This is a genomic window from Ureibacillus sp. GCM10028918 (assembly GCF_042666115.1).
Lineage (GTDB): Bacteria > Bacillota > Bacilli > Bacillales_A > Planococcaceae > Ureibacillus.
Map to the genome: position 1 here is coordinate 1 of NZ_JBHTFK010000013.1, position 14217 is coordinate 14217.

Annotated in this window: 9 protein-coding genes, 15 tRNA genes and 1 rRNA gene; all 25 read left to right on the forward strand. The window is 37.8% G+C overall.

What is annotated here, in order from left to right:
- Positions 1–195: 195 nt before the first annotated feature.
- Positions 196–309 (forward strand): 5S ribosomal RNA (rrf, locus tag ACFQU5_RS12250).
- Positions 310–384, forward strand: a tRNA-Asn gene (locus ACFQU5_RS12255). It abuts the rRNA gene before it with no gap.
- Between the two features lie 8 nt (positions 385–392).
- Positions 393–484: transfer RNA gene (locus ACFQU5_RS12260), tRNA-Ser, on the forward strand.
- Positions 485–499: 15 nt separating this feature from the next.
- Positions 500–574: transfer RNA gene (locus ACFQU5_RS12265), tRNA-Glu, on the forward strand.
- A gap of 24 nt (positions 575–598) precedes the next feature.
- Positions 599–674 (forward strand) — tRNA-Val (locus ACFQU5_RS12270).
- A 42-nt stretch (positions 675–716) separates the two neighbouring features.
- Positions 717–791 (forward strand) — tRNA-Met (locus tag ACFQU5_RS12275).
- A 3-nt stretch (positions 792–794) separates the two neighbouring features.
- Positions 795–870 (forward strand) — tRNA-Asp (locus ACFQU5_RS12280).
- A 24-nt stretch (positions 871–894) separates the two neighbouring features.
- A tRNA-Phe gene (locus ACFQU5_RS12285) sits at positions 895–970 on the forward strand.
- A gap of 11 nt (positions 971–981) precedes the next feature.
- Positions 982–1054: transfer RNA gene (locus tag ACFQU5_RS12290), tRNA-Thr, on the forward strand.
- Between the two features lie 10 nt (positions 1055–1064).
- Positions 1065–1148, forward strand: a tRNA-Tyr gene (locus ACFQU5_RS12295).
- 10 nt (positions 1149–1158) lie between these two features.
- Positions 1159–1232, forward strand: a tRNA-Trp gene (locus ACFQU5_RS12300).
- 26 nt (positions 1233–1258) lie between these two features.
- A tRNA-His gene (locus ACFQU5_RS12305) sits at positions 1259–1334 on the forward strand.
- Between the two features lie 30 nt (positions 1335–1364).
- A tRNA-His gene (locus ACFQU5_RS12310) sits at positions 1365–1440 on the forward strand.
- A 37-nt stretch (positions 1441–1477) separates the two neighbouring features.
- Positions 1478–1552, forward strand: a tRNA-Gln gene (locus ACFQU5_RS12315).
- A gap of 83 nt (positions 1553–1635) precedes the next feature.
- Positions 1636–1709: transfer RNA gene (locus tag ACFQU5_RS12320), tRNA-Cys, on the forward strand.
- 41 nt (positions 1710–1750) lie between these two features.
- Positions 1751–1831, forward strand: a tRNA-Leu gene (locus ACFQU5_RS12325).
- Between the two features lie 608 nt (positions 1832–2439).
- A complete protein-coding gene (locus tag ACFQU5_RS12330; protein ID WP_390288157.1) occupies positions 2440–3480 on the forward strand; it encodes an autoinducer 2 ABC transporter substrate-binding protein in 1041 nt (346 codons plus the stop codon).
- Positions 3440–5299 (forward strand): cache domain-containing sensor histidine kinase, encoded by a 1860-nt coding sequence (locus ACFQU5_RS12335; protein WP_390288159.1) that lies wholly within the window; start codon positions 3440–3442, stop codon positions 5297–5299. The genes ACFQU5_RS12330 and ACFQU5_RS12335 overlap by 41 nt, the downstream gene beginning before the upstream one ends.
- The gene (locus tag ACFQU5_RS12340; protein ID WP_390288161.1) at positions 5280–6917 is read left to right on the forward strand and encodes a response regulator transcription factor; all 1638 of its coding nucleotides are present in this window, start codon (positions 5280–5282) and stop codon (positions 6915–6917) included. The genes ACFQU5_RS12335 and ACFQU5_RS12340 overlap by 20 nt, the downstream gene beginning before the upstream one ends.
- Positions 6918–7233: 316 nt before the next feature.
- On the forward strand, positions 7234–8745 hold the full coding sequence (locus tag ACFQU5_RS12345; RefSeq protein ID WP_390288163.1) for a sugar ABC transporter ATP-binding protein: 1512 nt from the start codon (positions 7234–7236) through the stop codon (positions 8743–8745).
- A gap of 30 nt (positions 8746–8775) precedes the next feature.
- Positions 8776–9810, forward strand: coding sequence for an ABC transporter permease (locus tag ACFQU5_RS12350; protein ID WP_390288165.1), 1035 nt, complete (start codon positions 8776–8778; stop codon positions 9808–9810).
- A gap of 3 nt (positions 9811–9813) precedes the next feature.
- On the forward strand, positions 9814–10854 hold the full coding sequence (locus ACFQU5_RS12355) for an ABC transporter permease (protein WP_390288167.1): 1041 nt from the start codon (positions 9814–9816) through the stop codon (positions 10852–10854).
- Between the two features lie 73 nt (positions 10855–10927).
- A complete protein-coding gene (rhaS, locus tag ACFQU5_RS12360) occupies positions 10928–11983 on the forward strand; it encodes a rhamnose ABC transporter substrate-binding protein (RefSeq protein WP_390288169.1) in 1056 nt (351 codons plus the stop codon).
- Between the two features lie 148 nt (positions 11984–12131).
- A complete protein-coding gene (locus ACFQU5_RS12365; protein ID WP_390288171.1) occupies positions 12132–12458 on the forward strand; it encodes an L-rhamnose mutarotase in 327 nt (108 codons plus the stop codon).
- 53 nt (positions 12459–12511) lie between these two features.
- Complete coding sequence (locus tag ACFQU5_RS12370; RefSeq protein ID WP_390288173.1) at positions 12512–14014, forward strand: L-arabinose isomerase family protein; 1503 nt, start codon at positions 12512–12514, stop codon at positions 14012–14014.
- Positions 14015–14217 lie beyond the last annotated feature (203 nt).

The following is a 14217-nucleotide window of genomic DNA, read 5'->3' on the forward strand; positions in this document are numbered from 1 at the left end:
GGTGGAAGTGTGGTGACACATGGAGCTGACGAATACTAATCGATCGAGGACTTAACCAAATAGATTTAAATCTTGAACGCATTCAATGTCTTTATCCAGTTTTGAAAGAATAAGAAATTCGAAGAAATTATTACTAAAATAGTATTGACTTTCACATCGAATATGGTATAATAAATCTTGTCTTTCGATAAAGTCTAGTGATGATGGCAAAGAGGTCACACCCGTTCCCATACCGAACACGGAAGTTAAGCTCTTTAGCGCCGATGGTAGTTGGGGGCTTCCCCCTGTGAGAGTAGNCCATAAAATTATTCCGAAGTAGCTCAGTGGTAGAGCAATCGGCTGTTAACCGATCGGTCGTAGGTTCGAGTCCTACCTTCGGAGCCATGCTTCTTGGAGAGTTGTCCGAGTGGCCGAAGGAGCACGATTGGAAATCGTGTAGGCGGTTAACACTGTCTCAAGGGTTCAAATCCCTTACTCTCCGCCAGATACATAATTAATTGGCCCGTTGGTCAAGTGGTTAAGACACCGCCCTTTCACGGCGGTAACACGGGTTCGAATCCCGTACGGGTCACCATTTGAATTTATAAGATATCCAGTCGGAGGATTAGCTCAGCTGGGAGAGCACCTGCCTTACAAGCAGGGGGTCGGCGGTTCGAGCCCGTCATCCTCCACCATATCAATTTTATGGTACAATAGAGGAAATACAATATTATTATCGCGGGGTGGAGCAGTGGTAGCTCGTCGGGCTCATAACCCGAAGGTCGCAGGTTCAAATCCTGTCCCCGCAACCAAATGGTCCCGTGGTGTAGCGGTTAACATGCCTGCCTGTCACGCAGGAGATCGCCGGTTCGATCCCGGTCGGGACCGCCATTTTTATGAATAGATAATGTATATGGGTCAGTAGCTCAGTTGGTAGAGCATTAGATTGAAGCTCTAAGTGTCGGCGGTTCGATTCCGTCCTGACCCACCATATAGATAAATGCCGGTGTAGCTCAGTTGGTAGAGCAACTGACTTGTAATCAGTAGGTCGAGGGTTCGACTCCTTTCGCCGGCATCATTTATCTGGAGGGGTAGCGAAGTGGCTAAACGCGGCGGACTGTAAATCCGCTCCTTCGGGTTCGGCGGTTCGAATCCGTCCCCCTCCACCATTCCTTTTATAGGGGCATAGTTTAAAGGTAGAACTACGGTCTCCAAAACCGTCAGTGTGGGTTCGATTCCTACTGCCCCTGCCAATTTTTAAATAAATATTAACATTATGGCGGTTGTGGCGAAGTGGTTAACGCACCTGATTGTGGTTCAGGCATTCGTGGGTTCGATTCCCATCAGTCGCCCCATTTTTTCTTGAAATTATATATAATATTATGGCGGTTGTGGCGAAGTGGTTAACGCACCTGATTGTGGTTCAGGCATTCGTGGGTTCGATTCCCATCAGTCGCCCCATTTTTAATATAATAAATCACAATAGTCTTAATAATATTGGGGTATAGCCAAGCGGTAAGGCAACGGATTTTGATTCCGTCATGCCCTGGTTCGAATCCAGGTACCCCAGCCATTTTAAGTAGTGTTCAGCGGTAGAATTCCATCTACAGATGGGGATTGCAGTTTAGAACACAATCTTTCGCTCTAAAAGATAATGGCGGCATAGCCAAGTGGTAAGGCACAGGTCTGCAACACCTTTATCACCGGTTCAAATCCGGTTGCCGCCTCCAATTTTTTGATCGGGATAACCGATTTTTTTTATATTTAATATGCCGAAGTGGTGGAATGGCAGACACGCCGCACTCAAAATGCGGTGCCGCGAGGCGTGTGGGTTCGAGTCCCACCTTCGGTATCATTAAAAAAGGCTTCTCACTTTGTGAGAAGCTTTTTTTATGTTTTTTTTAGATAACAAAATTAAAATACTCTACTATGTACATTGTCGCTGCTTAGTCTGAATTCACTATAATTAAAACGCAATTATCCCCTTTTACGGATAGTGTATTCATTTACCGTTAGCTGGAAAAATATAGGGAAATCAAGGGATGTCATAGTAATATGAGAAAAGCAAACTTCTAGCAAATTAGCGATGACTTTTTGCATCTTAAAAACGGGTTCTACTGGCGTATCTATTCGACTCCGACCCGGTATTAAATTTTAAGAAATTCTATTATCATCAATAACAGTAGAATTGAATAATATCAACTATTGAACATCTAATTAAAGTAATATAATTAGACGTTTTTTTTTATTTGTTTTCAATTTACCGAAACTGTAATCAGGAATGGCACTCCTTTTATTTGAAAGCTATAATAGGTCACGATCAGGATTGAGCATCAGAAAGATGATAAAATAGTAACGCTTTTTTTGGAATAATCTGATAAACTAGAGAATAAATATTAGCGTTTTCGAAGTTTTACATTCTTTATACCTACTAAGAACTGAAAGGAGAGTGAATAGAATATGAGATTGTGTTTCACTCTTTTTTGTTTAGTATTACTTGTAAGCGGTTGCAATATAGATGGTACAGAAAAAGGAAAATTTGAAGTTGTTTATACGATTGACGATAACCAGTTGGAAGAGACGGAGAAAAGCAAAACTCAACAAATGACGGTAGCTATTGTACCTAAACAGATTAATATACCCTATTTTAATGCAGTTGAGGAAGGAGCTCTCGAAGCAGGGAAGGATCTAGACGTTAATGTCATATATACTGGACCAACTTTTACTGATGCATCTCAACAAATAATAATTATAGAAGAGTTGATAGCACAAGATGTTGACGTAATTGCTGTCTCAGCTAATGACCCTAAAAAGCTTGCTCCAATATTATTGGAAGCAAAAGAGAAAGGTATTAAGGTGATTACATGGGATGCTGATACGCTCCCAGAAGCAAGAGATTTTTTTATAAATATGGTTGATCCTGAGACGCTTGGAAGACATTTAATGGATATTCTTGCTTGGAACACAAATGAAGAAGGAGAATTTGCTGTTTTAACTGGACCTCTATCGGCAGCAAATCTAAATGAATGGCTCCATTGGATTAAAGTTCAGCAACAAGAATATTATCCTAATATAAAACTGGTTGATATAGTCACACATGATGATGATCCACATCGAGCGTATATGTTAGCAAAAGAATTATTAATATCACATCCAAACTTGAACGGGATTATTGGGAGTTCATCCGAAGGTCCTCCTGCTGCTGCACAAGCGGTTAAGGAAGCAGAGAAGGAGGGACAAGTGGCAGTTGTTGGATTATCGCCTCCCAATCAGATGAATGAATACTTGAAAGATGGCTCTGCCCAAATCGTGACATTATGGAGTCCGAAAAAATTGGGTTACTTAACGGTTGCCCTTGCCAAAAATGCCCTTAACAATATTGCCCCTTATGATCACCAAGAGGTTGCTAAAGTAGGGAAAATTCGAGTGAATGGTGACATGGTAATTATGGGAGAACCGATTGATTTTACGAAAGATAATGTGGATCAATATGATTTTTAAAAAGCTAAATTTTAAAAACTACCGTCTTAGATCTAAATTGATTGTATCCTATGTTTTACTAACAGTAATTCCAATGTCTTTGTTAGGGTATATTGCCTATAGCCAATATACGAAATCAATTGAGGAACAAGTGGGAGAGTATATTCCCAAACTATTGGAACAAGCGAACGAAAACATAGCCAATCAAGTTAATGAAATAAATCATCTACCAGATTTACTTTACAATTCAAGTCAAGTAATTGGTGTTTTAAGAAAAGATGCCCACCAAAATCGTTCGTCACTATTACAAGACGAGTTTGCGATCAATAGTTATTTGTCCAGGACATATATTAATGGGGGGAATCTCGATATTTTAGGGGTATTTGTTCTGTCGAAGAACCGTATTTATGAAAGTGTGAAAATACCCTATAAAAATTTTGACCTTACCAATTATTCTATACCTTATGGTCAAAATATTGAGTTGCAAGGGACAGAGGGAATGTACATTCTTCCTAAACAAACAACTCTTCAGTTTGAAGGAAATCCACCTTTTATCCTGCTTATGAGACAATTGACCGACCTTGAAAACCGTACGAATTTAGGAACAATTCTGATTGCTGTTGAAGTAACATTTTTGGAAGATGTTATTACAAAACTTACTGATAAAGGCGAAGCCAATTTATGGTTGATGGATTATAAGGGACATATTATTTATCATACAGATCCGAACTTGATTGGAACAATTGATAACGAGGTTAATAACTACCCAATATTAAAAGGTAGTTTTCGAACGACAAGTGAAGAAAAGAATAAATTAATAAGCATACATCATATAGAAGAAACTGGATGGACTTTAGTACATAGTATCGAAGCGAAAAATTTAACGGAACGAACAGATCTAGTTCGAACCGCAACAATTATTGTCTTTTTGGGTTTTGTAGTTTTCAGCACCATCATATCCATTTTCTTAGCTTGGAATGTATCCAGTCCTCTAAATCGTTTAATTAAGTTAATGAAGCATGTTGAAAAAGGAAATTTTAATGTAGATTTACCAATAGAAACGAAAGATGAAGTAGGTATGCTTGCGAATAGCTTTAATTCAATGGTAATTGAAATTAAAGACTTGATACGCGATAAATACCAGATTGAATTGAAGCAAAAAGAAGCCGAATTATACGCTCTTCAATCACAAATAAACCCTCATTTCATGTACAACACACTTGAGACAATTGCCATGGCTGTTGAAGATGATGAGAAGGAAACAGTTGTACAAATGGTTACTTTATTAGGCAGGATGCTCAGATTTTCTATTAGTAATAGGGAGTCGCTTGTTTCAATTTCGGAAGAACTTATGCATACGGAGGATTACTTAACTATCCAAAAGATTCGCTTCGAGGATAAATTTGACTTTGTCGTTCATGAAGAGATCGATACAAAAAAATATTATACTCCAAAGTTTATTCTACAACCCATTGTTGAAAATGCAATTAAGTATGCTTTTGTATATGGACGTATCACGACTGTCGAAATTACCATAAAGATGGTTGAAAATCCAGAAACAAGGGCGGAAGAGATAGTGTTTCTCTTAAAGGATAACGGTCCTGGCATAAAAAAAGAAGTTCTAGATAAAATTCAGTTATTGCTCCAATCAGATCCGATGGCCAAGCGTGATTCGCGTTTTGGTTTAAGTAATGTACATGCACGTATCACAATGAATTTTGGAAATGGATTCGGTCTCCGAGTTTCAAGTATTACTGACCAAGGGACTGAAGTAGAAATTAGGATTCCTATTCTTAAAGCTGGAAATGAGGGAGATAACAATGAGCTTAAAACAAATTAAGACAATCATTGTTGATGATGAGAATCGAATTCGTCGGGGAATTGAGAAGTTGGTTCTCTCATGTGGTGAAGAGTGGAATGTTGTAGCTACATTTGGTGATGGTCAAGAATTATTGGATTCTTATCAGGCAGAGCCAATTGAGTTTGATATTCTAATAACTGATGTAAGAATGCCTATAATGGACGGCCTTACGCTTATCAAGGAAATGAAAAAGCTTACTTCTTTTAGTCCGATGGTTATTAGTGGCTTCGATGATTTTTCTTATCTTCAAACAGCACTACGTGAAGGGGCGCTTGATTATTTGATCAAACCCATCGATCGAGAAGAATTTAGAATTCAATTAGAGACTTTAAAAGAAAAGATAATGATTAAATGGCAGAATCAAGAAGAGCTTGAAATCATGGAGAAACAATCTTCGGAACTAGCGTATATGAAGCAAGTCAAAATACTTAATGAGATTACAAATGGATATGAAATTGATGTTTCGATAATGGATTGGACAAATGACTTCCCAGCAGGAATATATACATTAATGTATATTACAATTGACCAAGTATTAAGTCACTCTCGGTCAATGGAAAAGAATGAGTGGAAAACATGGATACTTGCTCATGAAAATATTTTTAATGAAATGCTCAGTGAGTATAAACATAAATATTGGAAATGGAAAGGGGAAGGAGCTGCATTTTGGATTCTAATCTGTAGTTCTAACGATAATAGTAATAATTTCAAGAATGAAGTGTATGAATTTGCTATTTCACTTAAGAATAATGTAGAAAAGTATACACTTTTTTCTAATACTATAGCGATTAGTCATGTTTTTACTGATTTATCTCTTTTATCAACCGTTACCAAAGACGTCTTAGCTCTTATGCAATACCGTCTTATTTACGGGGAAAATCAGATATTGCAGCAAGACATGGAACAACAATTAATACTTGAAAAAAGTGAAACAAAACATGCAAACGAATTACAACAAGCAATTCATAGGATCATTCAGTCATTAGAGCGTATGAACGAGGGAGAGTTAATAAAAAACGTGACAATGTTTGCAAAAGAACTTCAAACCCTTCGTGTACCTAGTGAAATTAAACTTTTTGTGCAGTCACTAAGCATTCAAATGATTAATTATCTTATTAAGCATACACCACGATTGAGTAATGATCTTTTGGATATTCAAGATACTTCTAGACTATTAAAAAATATAGGGAACTTTGCGGAATTGAATGAAGAGATTAAAGAATGGGTTATGGCTGTTTTCAATAAACTTGTAATTGTTAACGAGGAGAAAGTTCTTAATCAAGTTGAAGTAGCTCGATCATGGATTGTTGAAAATATGAAAGAAAGTATTACAATTGAAAAAATTGCGAGACAAGTCTATATGAATCCGACGTATTTTTGTGAATACTTCAAAAATCAAACTGGTGAGACAGTCCACGAGTTTGTTACAAGTACTCGAATAAGCAAGGCAAGAGAGCTATTACTTACAACAAACTTAAAAGTCTATGAAATTTCTGAACTAGTCGGCTATGCTGATACAAAGTACTTTAGTAAACTCTTTAAAAAGTATTACGGAGAACTTCCATCAAAATACAAAGAAAAAGTTAAAGCCAAATAACGCAGAAGATTAAACCTCCATCTAGATGGAGGTTTTTTTAAATTACGAAAACTGTAACGAACCCCCTATTGATAAATTCAAATCTTAAAACAAGTAGAGACTCTTTTAAGAAGTAATAAAGTTCTCTGCCTAATGGTGAAAAAGTTGTTGAAAAGGTCAGATTCTTCTTTAACAATATTTTGCATAACAGAAAAATCACCCCCCATAACCGAAAGTTCTCTCCTTTTTGATAAAAGGGAAAAAACGTAAACTTAGTGTAAGCGTTACCAACACCGAACGGAAATTTGTTGAAAGATTATAAGTTAGGAGTGAGGATATGTCAGAGTATGTTCTTGAGTTAAAGGGGATTACGAAAAGGTTCCCAGGCGTTACAGCTCTAGACAATGTACATTTTAAACTAAGACCTGGTGAGATTCATGCATTAATGGGGGAAAATGGAGCAGGAAAATCGACATTTATAAAAGTTATTACAGGCGTCCACTCTCCAAATGAGGGAGAAATGATTTTAAATGGTCAAAAAGTAGAATTTACAAACCCAAAAGAAGCACAAGCAATGGGAATAGCGGCCATTTATCAGCATGTGACAAATTATCCCGATTTAACTGTTACAGAGAACATATTTATGGGTCATGAAAAGGTCCAAAAAATAACAGGGCGTCTACTTTGGAAACAAATGCATGAAGAAGCGAAGGAAATCCTTCAATCACTTGGATCTTCACTGGATCCGAAAACTGAAATGGGATCCCTAAGTGTAGCGCAACAACAAATTGTAGAAATAGCAAAGGCAATCTCTACAAACGCCAAAATCATCATTATGGATGAACCAACAGCAGCACTAACTGCCAGAGAGAGTGAAGAGCTATATAAAATAGCTGAAAGTTTAAGAGACCAAGGAGCATCTATTATTTTTATTTCACACCGTTTTGAGGATATGTATCGATTGGCAAGTCAGGTGACGGTGTTAAGAGATGCAAAGTACATTGGGTCTTGGGGCGTCAACGAAATATCAAATGATGACCTGATCGTTGCAATGGTAGGAAGAGAAATTACGCAAGTCTTTCCTGAAAAGAAGGGCAAAATCGGTGAAAAGATATTACAAGTTGAAGGTTTGGGGAAAATCGGGTTTTTCGCTGATATTTCCTTTACTCTTCATAGAGGAGAAATATTAGGCCTAACTGGTCTTGTCGGTGCAGGTAGAACAGAAGTTTGTCAGTCGCTTTTTGGAATCATGCCTTACGACAAAGGGAAAATCAAAGTGAATGGTCAAGAGGTTAGTATTCGAGACCCTAAGGAAGCAATGAAACTTGGAATTGGATATTTGCCTGAAGACAGACAGCTGCAAGGTCTTGTCCTGCAATGGGGGATAGGGAGAAATATCACTTTACCAACATTGACAAGTATCGGTAAAAAGGGTTGGCTAGATGACAGGAAAGAAGCAGATCTAGCAAAGAAATTAGCTGAAAAGGTCCATGTGAAAGCAAATAGTATCTTTGACTTAGTTAGTTCTTTGTCTGGAGGTAATCAACAAAAAGTTGCTGTTGCAAAATTACTAACAGCTGACCTTGATATTATTATCCTTGATGAACCAACAAAAGGCGTAGATGTTGGCGCTAAATCAGCTATTTATGAAATTATTAACGATTTAGCATCTCAAGGATATGGAATTATTATGATTTCATCAGAAATGCCAGAGATTATAGGTATGAGTGATCGGATTGCGGTTATGCGTTCGGGTAGAATAACAAAGTTCCTTGATAGAGAAGGCGTAACACAAGAGGCGATACTCGAAGCATCAATGTCCGACCTTTCAAAGAAAGATGCAGGGTGAGAGCCGGGAAAGGAAATGAGGTGAACTAATATGGCTGAAAGTGCATTAGGAAATTCAACCAGTGTACAAGTGGAAAAAAAATCTTCGAAACTTGCAACAGTTTCAAAGTTTCGTGAATTAGGATTGTTAGCTTTTATTATTCTTTTATGTGTTGTAGTGCAAGCTCGAAACTCAAGCTTCTTAACAATGGAAAATATTAATGACATGGTAACTAATACAGCAATTTTAAGTATTCTTGCACTCGGGATGATGCTTGTATTAATAACTCGAGGGATTGATTTATCAATAGGGGCTACGTTAGCCCTTTCTGGTATGATTGCAGCTCAAACGGTTAGTGCGAATCAAGGGCTGCATCCCATTCTTGCTATATTGCTAGGTACCATCATTGGTATTGTTTGCGGGATTATTATTGGTTTCCTTGTTTCTAGGCTTGGAATTCTCCCGATTATTGCAACACTTGCTATGATGAATATTTTTAGAGGCTTAACGTTTACTGTAAGTGATGGACAGTGGATTAGTTCCTATCAAATGCCTGAAAGTTTTGTTTCAATTGCAACAAGCAAGATCCTTGGGATAAATACGCTCATAGTTATAGCGGTAGTCATCTATCTAATAGCATTCTATTTCATTAATCACACTAGAACAGGCAGACAAATTTATGCAGTTGGCAGTAATCCTGATTCTGCTAAGGTAAGTGGAATCAGTCAAACGAAAATCTTGATGCTAGTTTATACGATCATGGGTGGATTAGCTGGGCTATCAGGTGTTTTATGGGTTTCAAAATTCGCTTCTGCCCAAGGAGATACAGCTTCTGGCTACGAGTTAACGGTCATTGCAGCATGTATTCTTGGGGGCGTGAGTATTGCAGGGGGGGCAGGGAAACTCTCTGGTGTCATTCTTGGCTCTTTGCTTCTGGGGCTATTGAACAATGCATTACCGCTATTAAACGTATCACCGTTTTGGCAAATGGCAATACAGGGTTCAATTATTTTAATTGCCGTCATTATTAACACACTTGTTAAGCGAGGTGTGGTTCGAAATAACCTGCTGAGGAGGAAAATTTAAACGATGGAACAGAGAGTGGTTAATCAAAATGAATATGTTCAAAGAACACTGACCAATAAACAAGAATTCTCTCTGAAGAAATTTTTCCTTCAGTGGGAATGGCTGTTAATCTTAGTATTTTTACTAGTGTTGATCATTAATACGAATCTATCTCCCTACTTTTTAAATGGTGCTGGATTACGAGATGCAACAATGATTTTTTTAGATAAAGCGTTCATCGTATTTCCAATGGTCATGATTATGATCCTCCGGGATATTGATATTTCTGTAGGTTCAACAGTTGCACTATCATCAGTTGTCATGGCAACGCTATATAACAACCTTGGTGTGCCAATGGAAGCAGCGATAATAATTTGTCTCTTAGTGGGCGCATTGTGTGGATTGATTAACGGTTTATTGATCATCAAGTTTAAGGAGTTATCCGCTGTAATCGTGACACTTGGAACAATGATTCTATATCGCGGTCTTGCCTATGTTATTTTGGAGGATCAAGCATCCGGTAATTTTCCAGAGTGGTTTAGTTTCTTCGGTTGGGGACATGTAGCTGGTATTCCGTTTATCTTAATTATCTTCGCTCTATTTGCAGTAGGGTTTACTTTACTACTTCATAAAACGACTTTTGGAAGGCAAATTTTTGCCATGGGGAACAATCCAACAGCCAGCCGCTTTTCAGGAGTTCAAGTTGATAAAATAAAAATCATTGTCTTCGTTCTCGCAGGTTTAATGGCAGCAATTACAGCAATCTTCCTAGCTTCTAGAATGGGAAGCACTAGACCCAACATTGCAACCAGCTATGAGTTAGATGTAATAGCGATGGTAGCACTAGGTGGAATTAGTACAGCTGGAGGAAAGGGCAGAATGCTGGGAGCAATTATAGCTATTTTCATCATCGGCTATCTTCAGTACGGCTTAGGTTTAATAAACATTGCATCACAAACAATGCTTGTCATCGTTGGGATTCTGTTAATTGTTTCAGTCGCAATTCCAAGATTGAATTTAAAGGGATTATTTAGTAGGTTCACAAAAAAGAGGAGTACGAACTAATTACTAACAGGTGAATACACACTATTCAACCTACAATGTATATAAATTTATTCATGAAAAGGGGAGAAAGAGAATGAAAAAGTTTTTATCTAAATGGGCTGTAGTAGGACTAACGTTGACAATGCTAGCTGCATGTGGGGATCAAGAAACAAATCAAAGTGCAGAGGCAGAGGGTGGCGAAGCAGGTACTGATGGCGGAACTCCAAAATATGCGATGGTTTTTAAGAACACTGGTAACCCATATGGTGAAAAAATGATGGATGGTTTTCAAGAAGCAATTGAAGAAGTTGGAGGAGAAGTCATTCTTCGATCTCCTGACCAACCAACTGCGGAAGGACAAATTCAAATTATCGAACAGCTTATTACACAACAGGTTGACGCTATTGCAATTGCTGGAAATGATCAAGATGCATTAGAGCCAGTTCTGAAAAAAGCAATGGATCAAGGTATCAAAGTTCTTTCTGTTGATTCTGCCGTAAACACTAACAGCCGTATTGTGCACATCAACCAAGCGGATCCTGAGCGTATCGGACGCAGTCAAATTGAAGCTGTTTCGGAGATGATTAATGGAGAAGGTCAAATTGCCATCCTAAGTGCAACGTCTCAAGCTACGAACCAAAACCTTTGGATTGAATGGATGAAAAAAGAACTTGAAGAGCCAGGCTATGAAAATATTGAACTTGTAAAAGTAGCATATGGTGATGATTTAAGAGATAAGAGTGTATCAGAGACAGAAGCGTTATTAAAATCTTATCCTGATTTAAAGGCGATTATTGCACCTACAACAGTAGGGATTGCAGCGGCAGGTAAAGTAATTACTGATAAAGGGCTAAATGGTCAAGTTATTGTTACGGGTCTTGGACTTCCAAGCGAAATGGCTAGCTATATTGAAAGTGGTGTATCTCCGGCAATGTTCTTATGGAACCCAATTGATGTTGGATACGGTGCAGGTATGGCTTCATACGCACTTGTCCAAGAGGAAATCACGGGTAAAGTTGGCGAATCCTTTGAAGCAGGTAGACTTGGTGAGAAAGAAGTAGTTGAAGATGGCGATGGAACACAAATTATGTTAGGCGACCCATTCCGCTTTGATGCTGAAAATATTGATGAATGGAAAGAAGTTTACTAAATAAATAGAAGCATAGCAAGGGTCTGCCCTATCAAAAAAATGTTGAATGGTGAGAGGATAATCACATCATTAACATTGAAATCAAGGTAGGGACAGATCCTTTTGCAAACTAATTTCGGTGACCCTAATAATTGGAGGTTTATTTATTATGAACAATAGCAATAAATTCGCCTGGACGTGGACGATAAAAAAAGAATGTCTGGATGAGTATGTCAAGATGCACGAAGAACCATGGCAAGATATGTTAGCGGAACATTCAAAAGCTGGAATAAGAAATTACTCAATCTTTCAAAATGGAACTCAATTCTTTTATTGCTTTGAATGTGATGATGTTGATCAAGCTTTTTCCTATATCGCAAAAAGTGATGCTTGTAATAAGTGGAATGCTCTTACTTCGAATATGGTAGAAGGGTCATTTGACTTTAATGAAGTAGAGCCGATTAAACCGTTACGAGAAGTGTTTTATTTAAAATAACCAACATTTGAATTAGGAATTATTTTCATATTTATATAAGTGAGGTGGAAAGAATGAATAAACTATTACCACTTAAAGATACTGTAAAACCTAGAATAGGCTTGTACACAATTGGGTTACAAGCCTATTGGAATCAGTTCCCTGGACTAAGAGAAAGACTTATAGAATATGGGGAATTTATTGAAAAGAAAATGTCTGCATGGGGTGAAATCTATAATTATGGATTAGTAGACACCGTAGGAGAAGGTCGTAATGTGGGGGAATGGCTAAATAGTAATAATGTAGATTTAGTCTTCTGTCATGCAGCCACGTATAGTACTAGCTCAACAGTTCTGCCAATCCATCAGATTTGTAAAGCACCTGTGATTTTCTTGAATTTGCAGCCGTCAGCACGGATCAATTATGATCAAACCACAACTGGAGAATGGCTAGCACATTGTGGAGCATGTCCAATTCCAGAATTTTCGAATGCGTTCAATCGAGCTGAAATTCCATTTCATGTGGTGAATGGCTTATTAGGGTTAAATTACACACCTGCTATTTCTTTAACGAATGAAATAACTCATGAAAGGAAAGAAGCGATTCGTGCTTGGAAGGAGATAAGCGAATGGATTCGAGCGGCAGCTGTTTCCCGTACGCTACAATCTAGCCGTTTTGGATTTCTTGGGAATACTTATAGTGGCATGCTCGATATGTATAGTGATTTTACTATGCTTCAAGCACAAACGGGTATTCATATTGAAGTTTTAGAAATGTGCGAATTGAATCAGTTAGTAAGTGAAGTTTCAGAGTCAGAAATTAGTGAGAAAATGGATGAAATATTTGAGATGTTTGAAATTAGTGGCGATTCACCTTCAGATCCGATTGCTAAAAAACCATCCCAGGATCAAATGGAGTGGTCTTGTAAAGTAGCCGCAGCGCAGGAGAAATTAGTCCGAGAGTGTAATTTAGATGCCCTTTCCTATTATTATCACGGGTCACCTGGTGGGGAATATGAAAAACTTCAAAGTGGTTTTATCGTGGGACATTCACTTTTGACAGCACGAGGTATACCATGCGCTGGAGAAGGTGATTTGAAAACGGCCTTAGCTATGAAAATTTGTGACATTTTGGGAGTAGGGGGAAGCTTTTCAGAAATTGTAGTCGTAGATTATGAGGATGAAACGATTCTTTTAGGTCATGATGGTCCGTTTCATATTGCAATCTCTGAAGGAAAACCAATTCTTAGAGGAATGGGATTATATCATGGCAAACAGGGGACGGGTGTTTCGGTAGAGGCTAAGGTGAAATCGGGCCCACTCACTACTTTAAACGTTACACAAACGGGGAATGGAAAACTAAAGCTCATCATTAGTGAAGCTGAGTCTACAAACGGCCCTACGATGAAAATCGGGAATACACAAACACCAGTGAAGTTCAAAAAGCACCCGGATGAATATATGACACAATGGTTTGCGGAAGCTCCTACTCATCATTGTGCAATATCTATTGGTCATAATGCCTCACTGTTTGAAAAAGTAGGGAAATTATTGAACATACCTACAGTTACTTTATAAGATTTATAGCAAAAATTAATAATTTATTACTAAAACAACGCTAATGTCTCACAAGTGATTTCTGAATCTTCAGTTTTAGTTATCTTCTTTTTTAGTTGCGAAAAAGTCAGAGTTAAAATTTGTGTTGAATTATTTTAATGCGACACAAGTGAAATAATCGAATTTCATACTAGTAACAATGGCACTTTGATTTCGAAACGGAA